Genomic DNA, 18,088 nt, shown 5'->3' on the forward strand with positions numbered 1-18,088 from the left:
CGATCGCAGTCAGAGCAACCACCCCACGGGTGCCACCAGCTCAGCAAACGTTACGAGCGCATAGAGCGTCCCCACGATGGACGCCGTGTAGATCACCGAAGCAATGATCTTCATTCGCGCGACAGTCAGTAGAAAAACCAATGAGAATACTGCTGTGCCGACGTACATTCCGAACAGAAACACCAGTCCGATGAAGCCCAGGATCCAGAGGAGCGATATCCCCACGAACTTGAGCTGATCGGTGAACGGGCCGCTCAACCGTCCGAAACTTCCTGCCACCCGGACGGCCCGAAGGTCCTTGAACAGTGACAGGCCACCCAGCAGCAGACCGGCGATTCCCACGACCAGCGGGAACAGCCGGCCCGTGGCGGAAAAGTTGAACGCCAGCAACAGTCCCACGGAGAAGAAGATCAGCGCGGCCACGCTGACGGCGACGTGCACGAAGAGCGGAGCCGATGATTCAGAGGATTCGGAATCACCGCCCTCCTGTGATCCGGGATCGTCCGGAGAGCTCGTCTTCCTGTGCTTGTAGATCGAGTAGACGGTGGCTCCGGCAAGGATCAGTGCCACGACGAGGACGAACGGGCGCGTCATCCATTCGCCGGGTTCGAAGGCCTCGACCGTGATGAAGTAGTAGCGTTCCAGCGGTATCGCCAAGACGAACGCGATGAGGAATGGCGCCCGGGGGATGTCGGCGATCTTGCAGACCCAGCCGATCACGCCGAGGGTCAGCATCACATAGAAGACATTGAGGTTGAGCGGCTCTTGGAACCCGCTCATGAACAGAATCGGAATCAGGGCCGCGGCCAAGATCGGGAATCGGACGAAGCTCAGCCGGGCGAGCGGCCTGGCCAAGAACAGGGCGAGGACTGCGCCGATGATCGCGGCGAAGGCGAACGACCAGACTATGAAGTAGACCAGGTCCAGTTCCTGTTCGATCAGGTTGGGTCCAGGCTGAATCCCGAAGATCAGCAAGACGCCCAGCAGCAGAGCGAAAGGAGCGGCACCAGGAACGCCGAACAGCAGCGTGGGGATTAGCGCTCCGGATTCGATGGCGTTACTGGCTGCTGATGGAGCGATGACACCGCGTGGATCGCCCTCGCCGAATTTGGCGCCCTTCTTGCGTCCGCCGACCGCCTGAGCCTGGCCGTAGGCAAGCCACGCCCCTGCGGTCGCACCGACCCCGGGCAGCAGGCCGGATCCCACACCAACAGCAGACCCGCGGAGAACGTCACCGCTGTACCTCAGGACATCACGTGCACCCCGAGCCCACCCGTGCCCGAAGGACATCTCCGTGTCAGCCACCGTTGCGCGTCGGGCAACAAGTTGGATGATCTCCGCGACTCCGAAGATGCCCAGCGCGACCGCGACAAGTGCAAAACCCTCCGTGAGGTAGTCGGAGCCGAAGGTGTAGCGGTACTCAGCAGATACCGGTGACACCCCCACCATCCCCAGGGCCAGGCCGAAGGCAGCGATGAGCAGGCCCTTGACCATATTGCCCTTCGATAGAAGAACAGTGAGAAAGATTCCGGAAACGATCAGCATCAGGATCTCCGGAGACCCCATCGCCGTCACGACTGGACGAGCAACGGGAATGACCAGAGTCAGTGCGACGATCCCGATCAAACCGCCGATGGTGGAGGCGAGGAAGCTGGCGGACAGCGCCCGGCCGCCGTGGCCCTTCTTCGCCATCTTGTTCCCGTCGAGCAGGAATACCGCGGCTGATGCCGAACCCGGAATTCCCAAAACGACGGATGTAATCACGTCAGACGTATGCACCACGGCAACGGCGCCTATGATCATCGCAATCGCCTGGTTTGGTTCGAGCACGAAAACGAATGGCAGGAGAACAGCGACCGCGCCGGTGCCGCCGAGTCCGGGGATGACGCCGATGATCAGGCCGACAACGACACCTGCACCCAGGTACAGGAGCATTGCTGGGTCTGCGAAGTTCGCCAGGGCCGAACTGGCCGCTTCAAGCATGGATATTCCTCTTCATCATTCGAAAGCAGCGCCGTGCTCTTCGTTGAGAAATGTTTTGACGAAATCGAGGGTATTGCTGTCGATCGTCATGGACCTTTGGAAGTTCTCAGCGTTTCCCCGGCCCGGCATCATTTCGTAACCGCCGAGTGCGCCGGCTGCTTCCTCGATGAACCGCTCATCAGAATTGAGGATCTCGACGGCATCGGCATACTTGTCGACCAGCTGCCCATCGGTTCCCGTGCTCGACCATAGGCCCTTCTGGTAAAAGAATCCGGACGTCACAAAGGCGTGGTACGCCTCGTAAGCCTGCCCGGACGGCTCGCGGCCATGGATGTTGCGGTACAGCTCTTCAAGGGTGGGGATCTCCGGCATCGCGGGGTCTCTGGTTACTTTCCCCTGCTTGTCGGGGACTCCCACGGATAACAGCGGGTGCATTTCCTGAGCTTCTACCTTCGGCTTGATCTGGCTCAGGTAGCTGGATGTGGTATCGAAACCGACGTCGATTTCACCACGATTTATCGCCAGCCGTGCAGGCCCATTGCCCTGGAATCCGAAGACACCGTTTACATCGCCGCCGAGTACCTTCACGGCAAGCACGGGAATCAGATCCAGACCGGCAGCGGAGATTCCTCCGAATGTGGCTTCGCGGCCGCGATCCAGTAGATCTTCCATCTTTTCGATCCCACTGTTCGCATTGGCATACATCACGGCACCGGTGCCGTGAAGGACCAAAGGAGACATGTCCGTGAAGTCGTACTGGATGTCGCCTTTGCCGAGGAGGCCGTTGAAGTAGGTTGTGCCAGAGGAGACCAGTAGGTATCGGCCGTTGTTCACCCCGGCATCGACATATGCGTTGGTACCCGTTACAGATTGGCCACCCGCGATATTCGACACCTGGAATCGTTCGACGTCGTCGAGCACGTCGGCGAAGTACGGGGTTACAAAGCGAGCCCAGGTGTCGGTACCGCCTCCGGTGGCATACGGGACGACCACGTCGACTATTCCGGGTCCCGAAGGCTTGTACGCAGCCTGGCCAGGTGCGCAGGAAGTCAGCGCCGCGGTGGCGCCTCCCAATGCGCTCGCGATCAGGAACTGTCTACGAGAAATGTGCGCTGCCATTGCGCCTCCTTGACGAGTCCTCGTGCTGTGTGAGCCGATTCGGTTCAAGCCGGCAGAACGCAGGACTGCGGCCCTTCGGTTCGGCTGTTGGCCGAAGAGTCCGCGCGTGCTTGCGGAAGGTGAAGGCGGGCTGATGCCAATGTTCGAGCGGTGCGATTGGTTCCGACCAGCATTTCACCGTCGGCATCATCGAGGAAGGTGTTCAGGACGCCTGCAGGTGTCCTGAGGCGGAGGGTGCCGGGAAGGATTCGGGGATCTATCAGCCCTGTGGGAAGTGTGCCGCCGGTGAAGGCCGCCATGGTCATCGCCACACTTCCCGTTACCGGCATGGCTGGGTGCGGCCGCCCCATCGACAGCATGAGGACCTCCAGGTCGCATTCCGCATCTCTTGCGGGTCCTGCGATGCCCAGCTTCGGAACCGCCCGTTGAGCCTGCTCTCGAGTGGAGGCTAACCCCATGGCCACAGCTCCGGCCCGCCGGATCTGGTCGAGCTCATCGAGGATGGGGTGCACTGCTGTGCGCCACTGGGCGTATGGCAGTTCGTGGAGCCCGAGGGCGTCTGCTGGCAGGATCACGGTGGGCGCGCCGGCGTCGACCATCGTCACCGGGTAGGTCGTCCCGGCAATGTCCACCTTCTCGCGAGCATGCCCTGTCGGGAGCAGCCTCCCCGTGGTCTTTCCCGCCGGTTCGATGAAGCCGAGGCCGACCTCATACCCCGGGTACACCGTCCCCGGGATCATGGCATCGAGTACCTGCGGAAGTTTTCCGCCCGGCGTCGGCACACGTTGAACGATGACCTGATCGCTGTTCGTGTTGTACGTCCGCACATGCGTCACGCCATCGGCCAACTCCACCCACCCGTTCTCCACGGCGTAGAGGCCGGCCGTGGTCGAGCAGTTGCCGCAGTTGCTGCCCCAGTCGACTTTGAACTCGTCAATGCCGACCTGTGCGAAGGTGTAGATGACGTCGACGTCTCCGCTCCGGTCCTGCGAGACCAGCACCGCCTTGCTGGTCGTCGACGTCGCGCCGCCCACTCCATCCAGCTGCCGGTGGTCGGGGCTTCCATAGATCCGGGGTAAGAGCTCATCGGGAGTCAGCTGCGTCTTCTCGATGTCCTCCACCTCGAAGACCCAGCATTTGCTGGTCCCTCCACGCATCCACGTAGCAGCGATCTCCACAACCTGCCCCAATCACGGCGCCGTAAGTCGTAGGCAGTCTGAGTGTCGTCTCTGATTAACACAATGTTAAGTATCTGCAGTAGGTTTCATTAATGCTTAAGGCGGCTCCCAGGTGGTGCTGGAGCTTCGCTTGCTGACACTCGTCAGCCGAGGTGAGCTCCCCCGTGGTGCTGGCTTAATGCACGGGTGAAGCAGCTTTTAGAGGTACTCGCTATGTGTTAACGGTGGCTTTAGTCTGGTGTCATGCTGAGCCCTCAAAGACTTGCTGTCCTCGTCCGTGTTGTGGAGTCCGGCTCGATCACCGCGGCTGCCGACGAACTCGGTTACACAGCGTCGGCCGTGTCCCAGCAGCTGAAGAAGCTTGAACACGAAGTCGACCAGCCTCTGCTGCGGAGGCGTTCTCGAGGAATCGCTCCTACCGACGCTGGCCACATCCTGGCCAGTCACGCGCGCAAGGTGCTTCATCAACTCGATGCCGCGGAGGCCGATCTCAAGGACCTCCTCGAAGGTCATCGCGGCTCCCTCGTCGTGGGTGCCTTCCCCACGATCGCCGCCTCGTTCCTCCCTGAGGTCATTGAGGCCTTCAAGTCTCGGTACCCGGCGATCGACCTGTCTTTGACGAGTGGACGGTTCGACGTCCTGCTCGAAGACCTGGAGCGAGGACGCTCACACATCTGCTGCCTCTGGGAGTATCCCTGGAATCCGGTACGCATCGACGGCGTGCGCGTCGAGGAACTCTTCAAGGAGGAGTCGGTCATCCTCGTCTCGAAGCATCATCCGCTGGCCGAGCGAAGCGAGGTCCGCCTGGAGGAGCTCGCCGGCGAGTCCTGGGTCGTCCGGGCGAATCGGCACCCTGTCGTCGAAGTCCTCGAGCGTGCCGCCGAAGGCGCCGGGTTCCGCCCTTCGATCACCTTGTACGCGAACAACTATCAAGAAGCGCAGGCGATGGTGAGCGTCGGCATCGGTGTGGCGATGGCCCCGCGCAGCGCCGTAGCCGTGCAGCACCCGGATGTCCGCGTCCTCTCGCTCGGAGAGCACGCCCCGGTGCGGAGCGTGCTCATGGCTCAGCGTGAAGAGCGTGTCTACTCACCGGCCGAAGTCGCCTTTCGTTCCATCCTCATGGATGTGGCGCGGCTCCGGCAGGCGAGGTTTGACAGTCGATAAGCTCCGTTGGCATGGTGAACTACCAGTTTGGTATACCAAAGGAGCTGAATGTCCACCATATCGACTGATGTCCTCATCATCGGCGCCGGAAACGCCGCGATGTGTGCTGCACACGCAGCACGGGGTGAAGGCAGATCAGTTCTCGTGCTCGAGGCCGCGCCCGAGGCGCAAGCCGGGGGTAACAGCTACTTCACGGCAGGGGCCACGCGTATCACGCACGAGGGCTTGGGCAGTCTGAAAGACCTTGTCGACGCCGACGAGCGGCATGACCGCAGTGAAGTCCCGCCATACACCGCAGCGGACTACGCTCGCGACCTCGACAAGGTCACAGGGGGTAGGAACGACGCCCAGATGACGAGGACTCTGGTCTCGAACATCGCCGAGGACATGCGTTGGTTGAAGGCAAAGGGGATGCAGTACCGCCTGTTGTACGAACGTCAGGCATACCAGCGACCCGATGGCAGCTACCTCTTCTGGGGAGGGCTCCACGTCGGAAACACCGACGGCGGCGAGGGTCTCATGCGAGACCATTTCTCGATCGCCGAATCGAGCGGTGTCGAAGTTCTGTACCGAGCGCGCGCTACTGAACTCCTCTCGGAAAAGGGTGCCGTGACCGGGGCTGTCTTCGAACAGGACGGTAGCCGGCACGTGGTCCGGGCGTTTTCGACCGTTGTGGCCAGTGGAGGGTTCGAGGCAAGCAGAGACATGCGCGCCGAGTACCTGGGGCCGCATTGGCGACACGCGATCACGCGAGGAACCCCGTACAACACCGGAACGGTGCTGCAGGCAGCTCTTCGCCTCGGCGCCGCCAAGGGAGGCGACTGGAGCTCCTGTCATGCTACTCAGTGGGATGCTGGCTTCGACGACAACGAATCGAACTTCGAGGTAACCAACAGGCTGACCCGTCAGAGCTACCCTCTCGGGATCATCGTCAACCGGGAGGGACGGCGTTTCCTTGATGAGGGGGCGGACTTCCGCAATCTCACGTACGCCAAGTACGGCAAAGAGGTTCTCCAACAGCCTGGCGCTGTCGCCTGGCAGATCTTCGACGCACGACTACGACCGATGCTCCGCTCGGAGGAGTACGAGGTCCCTGGCGTAGGCGAGCACATCAGTTCGTCCCTGGGGGAATTGGCTGATCAGGCGGGGATCGAACGGAGTGGGCTGCTCGACACTGTCGCGACCTTCAACAAGTCCATCGACACTCGGGCGGACTTCGATCCGAACTCGAAGGACGGCCGTGCAGCACGGACGGACCCCGTGAAGTCGAACTGGGCGAACCCGATCTCCGAGCCACCTTACTACGCTTATCCTGTTACTTGCGGCATAACCTTCACCTTTGGCGGCCTGAAGGGTGACGACAAGGCGCGTGTACTAAGGTCGGACGGAACCGCCATCCCAGGCCTATTCGCTTGCGGCGAGGCACTCGGCGGACTTTTCAGCGAGAACTACCCTGGTGGTTCAGGACTCGCGGCAGGGATAGTGTTCGGACGTATTGCAGGGCGGTGCGCGGCTTCGTGAATAAGCACTCGCAGGTCGATTCGGTCTACGAGCAGTTGCGGGCCGAGATTCTCGACGGATCGCTTCAACAGGGTTTCGACCTCAACGAGAGAGCTGTGGCCAGCCTTGTGGGCACCTCACGCACTCCGGTGCGTGAGGCAGTGGCTCGCTTGGTCAAGGACGGCCTGGCCGAACGGCGGAACCGACGCACTCAAGTCACCGTCTGGGATGACGAACGAGTCGGCCAACTCTATGAGATGCGCACCATGTTGGAGACGAAGGCGTGCAGTCTCGCAGCCATGCGGCGCAGCGAGAACGCGATCATGAGGATTCGAGGAGCGGCCGCGCAGCAGCGTGACGTGCCCGAAGCGACCCCGTTGCTTCGGAGGGACCTGAACTACCAGTTCCATGAAGAGATCTGGAACGCCTGTGGGAATCCATTCCTTCTCGAAGCGAACCAGAAATACGGTGTGCAGTCCATGTGCATCGCTCCGACTACGCTGAGGTCCGACGCGCGCTGGCACGTGTCCTTGGAAGAGCATGAGGAGATCGTGCGAGCCATCGAGACCAACGATGCCCACGCGGCGGCCGAAAGTATGCGCAAGCATCTCGAGTCCGCGCTTCGCGAACGGGAAGGCCGGGGCTGCTGAACGCACCTGCCTTGCTACTGCTGCCCGGCCACCGGCTCTCCGGTCCCGGCGGTTACGACTGAGCGATCGAATCCTACGGGCACCGATCCGGACCCGCTGTCCCTCCCCGTTCCCTGGCTGCGGTCAACCCCGCAGCATGGAGCGCACGTCGTCGATGGTGTCGACGTCGGACGGTTCCTTGTCCGGTCGGTAGCGCAAGACCCTGGCGAACCGCAGCGCGATGCCGCCGGGGTAGCGGCTGCTCGTCTGCACGCCGTCGAGTCCGATCTCCACGACCAGTTCCGGTCGCAAGTGGACGGTCCAGTCGTCGCTGCCACGCTCCAACGTGGGGAAGTGGCGGGTCTGCCACGCCAGTAGCTCGTCGGTCAGGCCCTTGAACGTCTTGCCGACCATGATCGGTTCGCCGCCGTCCGGATCGCGCGCGCCGAGGTGCAGATTGGACAGCCAGCCGGTGCGCCTGCCGTGGCCCCATTCGGCGGCGAGGACGACGAGGTCGAGCGTGTGCGACGGTTTCACCTTCAGCCACGCACGCCCGCGTCTGCCCGCGGCGTACGGCGTGTCCGGGTCCTTCACCATGACGCCCTCGTGGCCCGCGTCGAGCGACGATTCCAGTACCGCCGCGGCGTCGGCCGGTGCGATCTCGCCGGGGATCACGTGCTCGCCCGCGACCCGGCGCAGCGCCTCCCGCCGGCTGCGAAGCGGCGCGTCGAGCAGGTCGGCGCCGTCGAGGTGCAGGCAGTCGAAGAAGTAGGGCCGCAGGAGCAGCGCCTTGACCTGCGCCTGCCGCGTGCTGCCGAATCGCGCCATCGTCTCCTGGAACGGCCGCGGCCTGCCGTCGTCGGTCAGGGCGAGCGTTTCACCGTCGAGGACCACCGACGTGCACGGCAGTCCGCGCACGAGGTCGGCGAGTTCGGTCGCACGCTGCGTGATCTCACGCAGCGTGCGGGTGTAGACGTGCACCTCGTCGCCGTCGCGGTGAACCTGGATCCGTGCGCCGTCCAGTTTGTACTCGACGATCGGCTCCCCGACGCCGTCGACGGCCTGGTCGAGCGACTCCGCAGGCGAGGCGAGCATGGGCCGGACCGGTCGTCCGAGTTCGAGGCGGAAGGCCCGCAACGCCTGCTGTCCGCCTGCGGCCGCAGCCGCGGCGGTCGTTGCCAGCCCGCCGGAGAGCATCACCGCGCGGCGCACCAGGTCACCCGGAACGTCGGTGGCGGAGGCGATCGCCTCGATCATCACGCCCTCCAGCGCGCCCTGCCGCAGTTCCCCGGTGAGCAGGCGCAGTAGAAAGTCCTGCTCCCGGCTGGTGGCCCGGCTCAGCAGGCCCGACAGCAGTTCGGAGCGGCGGGAGGTCGACCCGCTGCCGCTGGTGGCGGCCACCTCGCCCAGGAGCGCGTCGACCTCGGTGACGGTCAAGGTGGCCGTATCCGCGGGCCGCCCCAGCAGTCCGCGCAGGGTGCGCCATCCCACGCCGATGCGGCCCTGGGTCGGCGCGCCGGTCAGGAACGCGACCGCGGGTGCGAGCTCGTTCGCCGACGCGCGGTCGAGGAGGTCCGCCAGGATCGCGGTTTTGGCCTTGCGTGATCGCGTGGCGGCCAGCTCGCCGGAGGCGCGGACGACGCTGTCGAGGGGCAGGGGGTCGAGGTGCATGTGGCCATCTTCGCGCGAGACCTCGACGTCCCGCGTGGTGAACGCAGCGCGAGCAGCACCGCGCCGAAGCAGACCACGAGCCCCGCCAGGCCCTCCGCCGTCACCGGCTCGCCGAACATCAGCAGCGCGGCGAGCATCGTCGTCGGCGGCGTCAGGTACAGCAGGGTGGAGACGCGGCGCACCGAACCGCGCCGCGCGACGGCCCAGTAGAACCCGTAGCCGCCGAACGTCGACAGCACCACCAACCAGGCGATCGCGAACCAGAACTCGCCCGACATCGGCGGCGCCGTCTCACCCGTGAAGCCGGCGACGGACAGGAACACGACGGCCGACAGTGCGGCCTGGATCAGCAGCGATTCGGGGAGCGAGAGGTGGGAGGGGAGTCTGCGCTGAGCGAAGGTGCCTGCCACGAGACTGAGCATCGCCAGCAGCGGCAGCGCGTACGCGAGAGCCGGTGCACTGCCCGCGAGGTCGCCCGATACGACGAGCGCGACGCCGCCGAGACCGAGGACCAGGCCGAGCCACTGCGTCGCCGAGGTGCGCTCGCCGAGCAGCGGGCCGGACAGCGCCGCGGCGACGATCGGCTGCAGCGCCGCGATCAGGGCCGAGGTGCCCGCGGGGACGCCGAGTTCGGCCGACCACACGACCCCGGACAGGTAGCCGACCTGCGTCAACAGGCCCAGTAGCGCGTGCACGCCCACGTCACGCAGCGGAAGCCGCCTCCGGCGGAAGGTCAGCCACCACAGGCCCAGCAGTGCGGTCACCACTGCGAACCGCCAGGCCAGCAGGGTGGCACTGCTCGCGAGGGCGGTGCCCATCGTCGCGCCGATGAAACCGGAACTCCAGAGCAGTACGAACCCCACGGCGAGTCCGGCGTCGGTGCGTGACGTGCCCACAAATCCTCCTCGGGTCGGTCACCGACGGCAAGTAAACCGACCGGTATATCTACTCGTACTAGACCGATCTGTTTACCGTCAAGGAAGTCGTCGTGGCATGTGGTGGGGTAGGGTGGGGGCCATGACCGAGCAGCCGGCGTTGACGCCCGCGGCCGAGCGGGTGCTCGAGGTCGTGGAGAAACTGTTCTACGACAACGGAATCCACGCCGTCGGCGTGGACATGATCGCCGCGGAGGCGGGGGTCACGAAGAAGACGCTCTACGACCGGTTCGGCTCGAAGGACGCCATCGTCCGGCTGTACCTCGAACGCAGGGACGTCCGCTGGCGCGCGCACGTGACCGGGGTCGTCGAACAGTCCGGCAGGTTCGGCCCCCGCCGGCGGGTGCTGCTGATGTTCGACGCGCTCGAATCGTGGATGGCAGCGGAGAACCCGCGCGGGTGCGCGTTCGTCAACGCGCTGGCCGAACTGCCCGACCCGGATCATCCGGCGCGCCCGGCGATCGCGGGCGAGAAGCAGTGGGTGCTCGACTACCTGCGGCAGCTCGTGCGGGACACCGGTGCGCGCAACCCGCGCAAGCTTGCGGCGTCCCTGTTCATGCTGTTCGAAGGCGCCACGGTGGCGGCATCGCTCGACGTCGTCGCCGGGGCGGTGGCAGGAGCAAGGGACGCCGCGCGGCAGCTGCTCGACGCCGCCCTGTGAAGTGGTTCGGCGTCAGCCGAGGCGTGCCTGCACGCCGTCGAGGATGACTTCGAGACCGAAGGTGAAGTTGTGCTCCGGATTCGTGGCGGCCTGGAACTCTGCGCCGACCGTCGCGCCGACCCGCCCGGACACGGGAAGGTTCTCGTCCCGCATCACCTGACCCAGCACGGGCGAGACCGTGTCCCACCACTCGGCATCGGTCATGCCGGTGTTGTCCCGCACGTGCTGTGCGTGCGTGCGGGCCGAATCCGCGACGTGCCCGAGGATCAGCGCCAGCACGCTGTCCATTTCCACGTCGGACAGTCCGATCCCGTCGAGCGGGCGCAGCTCGGCCTCGTACTTGCCGACGACACCGGGGCCGAGGTCCGGGCGGGGTGAGCGCACCTCGAGCAGCCACGGGTGCCGCTCGTACAGCTCCCAGTTGCGGCGTGCGACGAACCTCATCGCCTCGCGCCAGTCTCCCGCCTCGGTGGGTGCGGTGACGTCGTCGTAGAGCTCGCCGTAGGCCGCGTCCGTCATCAGTGCGGTGAGGTCCTCTTTTCCGGGGACGTAGCCGTACAGCGACATCGCGCCCACGCCCAGATGCTCGGCGACCTTGCGCATGGACACCGCGGCCAGGCCGTGAGCATCGGCGAGCTCGGTGCCCGCCTCGACGATCGCGGGGACGGTGAGTCCCGAGCGGCCGGGCTTCGGGTGGTGCCCCCACAGCAGATAGATGCTCCGCGTCAGGTCGGCGACCGGGGTTCCTCTGGCCACGTCGGGTTCCTTCCGGCTGGCGGAGTTCCTTCCGTGCCGAACTTACCGTACGGTGTTACGTACGCTGTACGGTAAGTTGTACGGAAACCTGGAGGGGCAGATGTCAGATCATGGGCGTACACCCGCCGTCGAAGCGGCCGGTGTACGCAAGGCGTATGCCGGCGCCACGGCCCCCGCACTGGACGGCCTCGACCTCACGGTCGACCGCGGGGCCGTGCACGGGCTACTGGGTCACAACGGCGCGGGCAAGACCACCGCGATCCGGATCATGACGACGCTGCTGGAACACGACTCCGGCAGCATGCGAGTGGCCGGGCACGACGTGCGCACCGACGGCCGTGCCGTGCGGGCCCGGATCGGCCTGGTCGGCCAGTACGCCGCTGTCGACGAGGACCTCACCGGAAGGCAGAACCTCGTGATGTTCGGCAGGCTCGGCCGGTTGTCGCGGGCCGGGGCGGTGAACCGGGCCGACGAACTGCTGGATCGGTTCGGACTGACCGATGCCGCGGGACAACGACTGGCGGTCTACTCGGGCGGAATGCGCCGCAAGCTCGACCTCGCGGCGGCCCTGCTCGTTGCGCCGGAGGTGTTGTTCGTCGACGAGCCCACGACCGGGCTCGACCCGGCGGCCAGGCGGGACGTGTGGGACTCCCTGCGGCACCTCGCGTCCCGCGGCACGACGGTGCTGCTCACCACCCAGTACCTGGAGGAGGCCGATCGGCTCGCGGACCACGTTTCCCTCGTCGCCCATGGCAGGGTGGTCGCCGAGGGCACACCGGCGATGCTGAAGGCGCGTGTCGGCGACGACCTGCTCGAACTGACTCCGGCCGATCGGGTCGATGCCGACCGGATCGCCGTCCTCGCGCGCCCGTTCGCGAGCGGTGAGGCCCACGTGGTCGACGGGCGGGTGAGTGTGCCGGTCGCCGACCGCGGCGGCGCGCTGGCGAACGTCGTCGGTGCTGTGCGGGACGCAGGCGTCGACCTCGCCGACGTCGCGATCCGCACGCCCACGCTCGACGACGCGTTCCTCGAGTTGACCGGCTCCGGTGCGGAAGGGAAGGCGCTCGCTTGATGACGACCTCGACAACTGTCTCGACGGCGCCCCTGGCAGGTGGCGGGCTGCGCCAGGGACTCGCCGACGTCGCGACGATCGCCCTGCGGGAGCTGCAGCACTGGCGCAACCGTCCCGGTGTCATCGTGTTCGGCTGGCTGTTCCCGGTGCTCGTGCTCGCGATGTTCGTCGGATTGCTCGGCGGGGCGCTGGGTCAGTCGACCGGCGGGTCCTATGTGGACTTCGTGATGCCGGGAATGCTCGCCGTGACGATGTTCTTCGGACTCGAGTCCACGATGACGGCCGTGTCGCTCGACGCGTCCCGAGGAGTGACCGAGCGGTTCCGCTCGCTGCCGGTGTCCGGCGCGGCCGTGCTCACCGGGCGGTGCGCGGCCGATCTGCTGAACTCTCTGGTCGGGCTGGTCGTGATCGTCGTCGCCGGCCTGCTGTTCGGCTGGCGTCCCGACGCCGGCCTTCCGACGTGGGGCTCCGTGCTGGGTCTGCTGGTGCTGCTGCGACTGGCGATGCTGTGGCTCGGCATGTTCGTCGGCCTGCGGGTGCGCAGTCAGGAGGCCGTGAGCGCGGTACAGGTCGCCGTGTGGCCACTGCTGATGCTGTCCGGCGTGTTCGTCGACACGGCCACCATGCCGCGCTGGATCGGCGTGGCCGCCGAGGTCAACCCGCTGACCGGAACCGTCGAAGCCGTGCGCGAGCTGCTCGGTGCTCCCGGCGCGGGAAGCTCGTGGGTCGCGGCTGCCGCGCCGTGGCCGGCCGTGCTCTGGCCCGTACTGCTGACGTCGGTGTTCCTGCCGCTGGCCGTGCGCACCTGGCGACGGCTCGGCCGTTGAGGTCGGCGTGGGGCCGCCTCGGTCGGCAGCCCCACGCCGGGCGTCACTTCCCGCCGCGGGCCATGCCGAGCACGTCGAGAGCCTCGTCGAGCTGGGCCTCGGTGAGCTTGCCCTGCTCGATGTAGCCGCGCTCGAGCACGACCTCACGGATGGTCTTCAGCTCCTTGAGGGCCTGTTTGGCCACGGCCGCCGCCTCCTCGTAGCCGATGTAGGCGTTCAGCGGCGTCACGATCGACGGCGAGCCCTCGGCGTAGTCCTGCGTGCGGTCGGTGTTGACCGTCAGGCCCGCGAACACCTTGTCGGCCAGCAGCCGCGACACGGCCGACAGCAACCGCGCCGACTCCAGCACGTTGCGCGCGATCACGGGCAGGTTCACGTTCAGCTGGAAGTTGCCCTGCGACCCGGCGAACGCCACGGCCGCGTCGTTGCCGATCACCTGCGCCACCACCTGCAGCGTCGCCTCCGGGATGACCGGGTTGACCTTGCCCGGCATGATCGACGACCCCGGCTGGAGATCCGGCAGCGCCAATTCGGCAAGGCCCGTGCGCGGTCCGGAACCGAGCCAGCGCAGGTCGTTCGCGATCTTGTTCAGGGACACGCCGACGGTCCGCAGGTGCCCGGAGGTCTCGACCACACCGTCCTGCGAAGCCTGCGCCTCGAAGTGATCGCGCGCCTCGGCGAGCGGCAGGTCGGTCACCTTGGCGAGCTCGTCGGCGACGGCCGAACCGAACCCTGCGGGAGCGTTCAGACCCGAACCGACCGCCGTGCCGCCGATGGGCAGCTCACCCAGCCTCGGCAGTCCGCTGCGCAGGCGTTCGATGCCGAACCGCACCTGAGTCGCCCAGGCGCCGGCCTCCTGGCCCAGGGTGATCGGGACCGCGTCCATCAGGTGCGTGCGCCCCGACTTCACGACATCCGACCACTCGGCCGCACGCTGCTCGATCGTCGTCGCCAGGTGCTCCAGTGCCGGGACGACCTCGGTGAGCACGGCCTCGGTCGCGGCGACGTGAATGGTCGTGGGGAAGGTGTCGTTCGACGACTGCGAGGCGTTGACGTGGTCGTTCGGGTGCACGTCGCGGCCCAGCGCGCGCGAGGCGAGCGTGGCGATGACCTCGTTGGCGTTCATGTTCGACGACGTGCCCGAACCGGTCTGGAAGACGTCGATCGGGAAATGGTCGTCGTGGCGGCCCTCGGCGACCTCGTCGGCGGCCTGCGCGATCGCGGCGGCCAGGTCGCCCTCCAGCACGCCGAGGCGCGCGTTCACCCGGGCAGCAGCCGCCTTGAGCAGGCCGAGTGCCCTGATCTGGGCGCGTTCGAGCGTTCCGCCCGAGATCGGGAAGTTCTCGACGGCGCGTTGCGTCTGTGCGCGGTAGAGGGCATCGGCCGGGACCCTGACCTCGCCCATGGTGTCGTGTTCGATCCGGAATTCCTGCTCTGCCATGGTCCCCAGTCTGCTCTTGCACCGGCAGACCGCGCCCCGTGGCGTGCGGCACGTCGCCGATACGGGTGCCTCCCAGCTGTCGCGGTGATCACAACGCCGCGGTGACGGTATTACGATCAACACCAAGGTCACCCATCAAACGGCAGAAGGGGCGGTGCGCCCATGGCCGAGCCAACGGAGACCACCGAAACGAATCGAACCACCGATGCGACTCGGACCACCGAAGTCGATGTGCTGATCGTCGGAGCGGGACCGACCGGGCTGTTCGCGGCCTACTACGCGGGGTTCCGCGGGCTGTCGTCGGCGATCGTCGACTCGCTGCCCGAAACGGGCGGGCAGATCACGGCCATGTACCCGGAGAAGATGATCTACGACGTCGCCGGGTTCCCCGGAGTGCGCGGACGTGATCTCGTCAAAGGACTCGTCGAGCAGGCGAACCAGTGGGACCCGCAGTATCTGCTCGGCCGCAAGGCCCACGGCCTCGACGACGACGGCGAGCAGCTCACGATGACTCTCGACGGCGAATCGGGCGAGGAAGCCGTACGCGCCAAGGCGGTGCTGATCACGGCGGGCATCGGCGAATTCACCCCGCGACCACTGCCCGCGGGGGACGGCTGGCTCGGCAACGGCATGGTGCACTTCGTGCCCGCGCTCGATGAGCACGCGGGCAAGGATGTCGTGGTCGTCGGCGGGGGCGACTCGGCGTTCGACTGGGTGCTCGCGCTGCACCCGGTCGCCCGCAGCGTGACACTCGTGCACCGCAGTGCCAAGTTCCGCGCGGTCGAATCGATCATCCAGGAGGCGCGCGAGGCCGGGATCAGGATCATCACCGACGCCGAGGTCGCCGAACTGCGAGGCGGTGCCGACGGCGCGCTCGCCGAGGTGTCACTGGAGATCAAGGACCGCGACACCAAGGAGGTCCGGCCGGAGGTGCTGCCCGCGCAGACGGTCGTCGCCGCGCTCGGATTCACCGCGGACCTCGGGCCGATCGAGAGCTGGGGACTGGAGGTCCACAAGCGTTCGATCACCGTGGACTCGACCATGGCGACGGCACGTTCGCGGATCTACGCCGCCGGGGACGTGGCGGCCTACCCGGGCAAGGTCAAGCTCATCGCCACGGGTTTCGGCGAGGCAGCCACCGCCGTGAACAACATCGCCGTGGAACTCGACCCGTCGGCCCATCTCTTTCCCGGCCACTCCAGCGGCTGAGGGCGGCCTGCCGTGACCTCGGTGACCGGTCACGGGGCGATGGTCGTGTCACCGTCACCGGATCGTCTGCATGCGGTCCGAGCCGACGACTGCCGGTCCGGCGGCCCGAGCACCTACGCCGAGACCGTCTCGTCGATCCACGTCGCGTAGGCGGGGGCCGACGTGTAGATCGACGGCGCCGTGCCGCAGACCGGCTCGTTGTTACCCGCGCGGCTCGACACGCCGACGAGTCGCCACCGGTCGCCGGTGCGCACGAGCTGTGGCCCGCCCGAGTCGCCGTAGCACGCGCCCGCGCCGTCGGGATTGTCGGTACACACCTCGGACGTCGCGTCGAATCCGGCCGCGCAACGCTCGTCGCCGACGATGCCGGTGTCGAGCTGCTGCAGGTTCCGGGGAGCATCGCCGCAGCCGCTCTCGGGGCAGGTCTGTCCCCAGCCGAGCAGCCGCGTCGCCGTCCCGGGCTCGGCCGAATCGGCCAGGTCGACGGGCTCGGCCTCCACCGGCGAGTCCAGTTCGACCAGGGCGAGATCACCCGTCGACCCGGGGCGGGTGTACGACGGGTGCGATACGAGCTTCGTCGGCTGCGCGACCTCGCCACCCTCCGCCCGGTCGGTGCTGCCGATCCGGGCGGTCAGCTGCTCGGCGTCCGTGCCGTCGACGCAGTGCGCCGCCGTGACCAGCCACCCCGGGCGGACCAGGGACGCACCGCAGTAGTGCTCGCCGTCGGCCGAGAGCGACGTCATGAACGGATACGTCTCGTCGCCGGGTGTGCCGCCGACGAGATCCGGCTGCACCGCGGCCGAGACCGCGGGCGCGGACGCCAGCAGCAGTGCAGCCGCGAGTCCCGCCGCTCGCGTGACCAGGCGCCGCATCAGGGCAACGGTGCCGAGTCGTCGTCCCCGTCGCCGTCGAAGTCGACCGACGAGAACGTGCGCAGCTTGTTCAGCCGGTGGTAGCCGTCGATCAGCCGCACGGTGCCGGACTTCGACCGCATCACGATCGATTCGGTGGTCGCGCCGCCCGCGCGGTAGTGCACGCCGCGCAGCAGGTCGCCGTCGGTGATTCCGGTTGCGCAGAAGAACACGTTGTCGCCGCGCACCAGGTCGTCGGTGGTCAGCACCCGGTCGAGGTCGTGGCCCGCCTCGACCGCCTGTTGCCGTTCCTCGTCGTCCTTCGGCCACAGCCTGCCCTGCAGCTCACCGCCGAGGCACTTCAGCGCGGCCGCGGCGATGATGCCCTCGGGGGTTCCGCCGATGCCGAGCAGCATGTCGACACCCGTCGTCGAGCGGGCCGCCGCGATCGCGCCGGCGACGTCGCCGTCGCTGATGAAGCGGATGCGCGCGCCCGCCTCGCGGACCTCCTTGACGATCGATTCGTGCCGGGGCCGGTCCAGGATGCACACCGTGACGTCGGATGCGCTGCTCTGCTTGGCCTTCGCCACGCGGTGGATGTTCTCCGCGATCGGCGCGGCGAGGTCGACGACGCCCGCGGCCTCCGGACCCACGGCCATCTTCTCCATGTAGAACACCGCCGACGGGTCGAACATGGCGCCCCGTTCGGCCACCGCCAGCACCGCCAGTGCGTTCGGCATGCCCTTGCTCATCAGCGTGGTGCCGTCGATCGGGTCCACGGCGACATCGCACTCCGGGCCGTCGCCGTTGCCCACCTCCTCGCCGTTGAACAGCATGGGCGCTTCGTCCTTCTCGCCCTCGCCGATCACGACCACACCGGACATCGACACGGTGCCGATGAGCTGGCGCATCGCGTCGACGGCTGCCCCGTCGCCACCGATCTTGTCGCCCTGCCCGACCCAGCGTCCCGCTGCCATCGCCGCCGCTTCGGTCACCCGGACGAGCTCCATGGCGAGGTTGCGGTCGGGCGTTTCGCCCCGTCTCGGCGTGCTGGTGGTCATGCTGCCTCCCGAGGTGGGTATCGCGTGGGTG

The 18,088-nt window shown here is 66.8% G+C and carries 16 protein-coding genes; 7 read left to right on the forward strand and 9 right to left on the reverse strand.

Features of this window, described 5'->3' with window-relative positions; translation table 11 throughout:
* Positions 1-9: 9 nt before the first annotated feature.
* The 3 genes from LY41_RS09120 to LY41_RS09130 are packed head-to-tail and all read right to left on the reverse strand — an operon-like array spanning position 10 to position 4,280.
* Positions 10-1,983 (reverse strand): tripartite tricarboxylate transporter permease, encoded by a 1,974-nt coding sequence (locus tag LY41_RS09120; RefSeq protein ID WP_253863432.1) that lies wholly within the window; start codon positions 1,981-1,983, stop codon positions 10-12.
* A 15-nt stretch (positions 1,984-1,998) separates the two neighbouring features.
* Positions 1,999-3,102, reverse strand: coding sequence for a Bug family tripartite tricarboxylate transporter substrate binding protein (locus LY41_RS09125; RefSeq protein WP_253863433.1), 1,104 nt, complete (start codon positions 3,100-3,102; stop codon positions 1,999-2,001).
* 44 nt (positions 3,103-3,146) lie between these two features.
* Positions 3,147-4,280, reverse strand: coding sequence for a PrpF domain-containing protein (locus LY41_RS09130; protein ID WP_308292221.1), 1,134 nt, complete (start codon positions 4,278-4,280; stop codon positions 3,147-3,149).
* 243 nt (positions 4,281-4,523) lie between these two features.
* Between LY41_RS09130 and LY41_RS09135 the strand changes: the two genes are divergently transcribed.
* From LY41_RS09135 to LY41_RS09145, 3 genes are read left to right on the forward strand one after another with little or no spacing between them, the layout of a single operon-like run.
* Positions 4,524-5,444, forward strand: a complete 921-nt coding sequence (locus LY41_RS09135; protein WP_253863435.1) for a LysR family transcriptional regulator — start codon at positions 4,524-4,526, stop codon at positions 5,442-5,444.
* 48 nt (positions 5,445-5,492) lie between these two features.
* Positions 5,493-6,965: an FAD-dependent tricarballylate dehydrogenase TcuA gene (gene tcuA / locus LY41_RS09140; RefSeq protein WP_253863436.1), complete on the forward strand. Its 1,473-nt coding sequence runs from the start codon at positions 5,493-5,495 to the stop codon at positions 6,963-6,965.
* Positions 6,962-7,594, forward strand: a complete 633-nt coding sequence (locus LY41_RS09145; protein WP_253863437.1) for a GntR family transcriptional regulator — start codon at positions 6,962-6,964, stop codon at positions 7,592-7,594. The genes tcuA and LY41_RS09145 overlap by 4 nt, the downstream gene beginning before the upstream one ends.
* A 123-nt stretch (positions 7,595-7,717) precedes the next feature.
* Here LY41_RS09145 and LY41_RS09150 read toward each other — a convergent pair whose 3' ends face one another.
* Both LY41_RS09150 and LY41_RS23855 read right to left on the reverse strand, forming a co-directional pair.
* Positions 7,718-9,193, reverse strand: a complete 1,476-nt coding sequence (locus LY41_RS09150; RefSeq protein WP_253864057.1) for an ATP-dependent DNA ligase — start codon at positions 9,191-9,193, stop codon at positions 7,718-7,720.
* On the reverse strand, positions 9,094-10,140 hold the full coding sequence (locus tag LY41_RS23855) for a DMT family transporter (RefSeq protein WP_253863438.1): 1,047 nt from the start codon (positions 10,138-10,140) through the stop codon (positions 9,094-9,096). Before LY41_RS23855 ends, LY41_RS09150 begins: the two co-directional genes overlap by 100 nt.
* Before the next feature lie 121 nt (positions 10,141-10,261).
* On the opposite strand from LY41_RS23855, the gene LY41_RS09160 reads away from it, so the two are divergent.
* Positions 10,262-10,840 (forward strand): TetR/AcrR family transcriptional regulator, encoded by a 579-nt coding sequence (locus tag LY41_RS09160; RefSeq protein ID WP_253863439.1) that lies wholly within the window; start codon positions 10,262-10,264, stop codon positions 10,838-10,840.
* Positions 10,841-10,852: 12 nt separating this feature from the next.
* On the opposite strand, the gene LY41_RS09165 is transcribed toward LY41_RS09160, so the two are convergent.
* Entirely contained in the window at positions 10,853-11,596 is a 744-nt protein-coding gene (locus tag LY41_RS09165) for a TetR/AcrR family transcriptional regulator (protein WP_253863440.1), read from the reverse strand.
* Between the two features lie 100 nt (positions 11,597-11,696).
* Between LY41_RS09165 and LY41_RS09170 the strand changes: the two genes are divergently transcribed.
* Positions 11,697-12,668 carry an ATP-binding cassette domain-containing protein gene (locus tag LY41_RS09170; RefSeq protein WP_253863441.1) on the forward strand — a complete coding sequence of 324 codons (972 nt, stop codon included), beginning with the start codon at positions 11,697-11,699 and terminating at the stop codon, positions 12,666-12,668.
* Positions 12,668-13,495, forward strand: coding sequence for an ABC transporter permease (locus LY41_RS09175; RefSeq protein WP_253863442.1), 828 nt, complete (start codon positions 12,668-12,670; stop codon positions 13,493-13,495). The genes LY41_RS09170 and LY41_RS09175 overlap by 1 nt, the downstream gene beginning before the upstream one ends.
* Positions 13,496-13,538: 43 nt before the next feature.
* Here the strand turns inward: LY41_RS09175 and LY41_RS09180 are convergent, their stop codons facing one another.
* Positions 13,539-14,936 (reverse strand): class II fumarate hydratase, encoded by a 1,398-nt coding sequence (locus LY41_RS09180; RefSeq protein ID WP_253863443.1) that lies wholly within the window; start codon positions 14,934-14,936, stop codon positions 13,539-13,541.
* A gap of 162 nt (positions 14,937-15,098) precedes the next feature.
* On the opposite strand from LY41_RS09180, the gene LY41_RS09185 reads away from it, so the two are divergent.
* Positions 15,099-16,145: an NAD(P)/FAD-dependent oxidoreductase gene (locus LY41_RS09185; RefSeq protein ID WP_372493167.1), complete on the forward strand. Its 1,047-nt coding sequence runs from the start codon at positions 15,099-15,101 to the stop codon at positions 16,143-16,145.
* A 113-nt stretch (positions 16,146-16,258) separates the two neighbouring features.
* Here LY41_RS09185 and LY41_RS09190 read toward each other — a convergent pair whose 3' ends face one another.
* Both LY41_RS09190 and glpX read right to left on the reverse strand, forming a co-directional pair.
* Positions 16,259-17,017, reverse strand: coding sequence for a S1 family peptidase (locus tag LY41_RS09190; protein ID WP_253863444.1), 759 nt, complete (start codon positions 17,015-17,017; stop codon positions 16,259-16,261).
* Positions 17,017-18,057, reverse strand: a complete 1,041-nt coding sequence (glpX, locus tag LY41_RS09195; protein WP_253863445.1) for a class II fructose-bisphosphatase — start codon at positions 18,055-18,057, stop codon at positions 17,017-17,019. Before glpX ends, LY41_RS09190 begins: the two co-directional genes overlap by 1 nt.
* Positions 18,058-18,088 lie beyond the last annotated feature (31 nt).

It is taken from the genome of Prauserella halophila (assembly GCF_024171895.1).
GTDB lineage: Bacteria > Actinomycetota > Actinomycetes > Mycobacteriales > Pseudonocardiaceae > Prauserella > Prauserella halophila.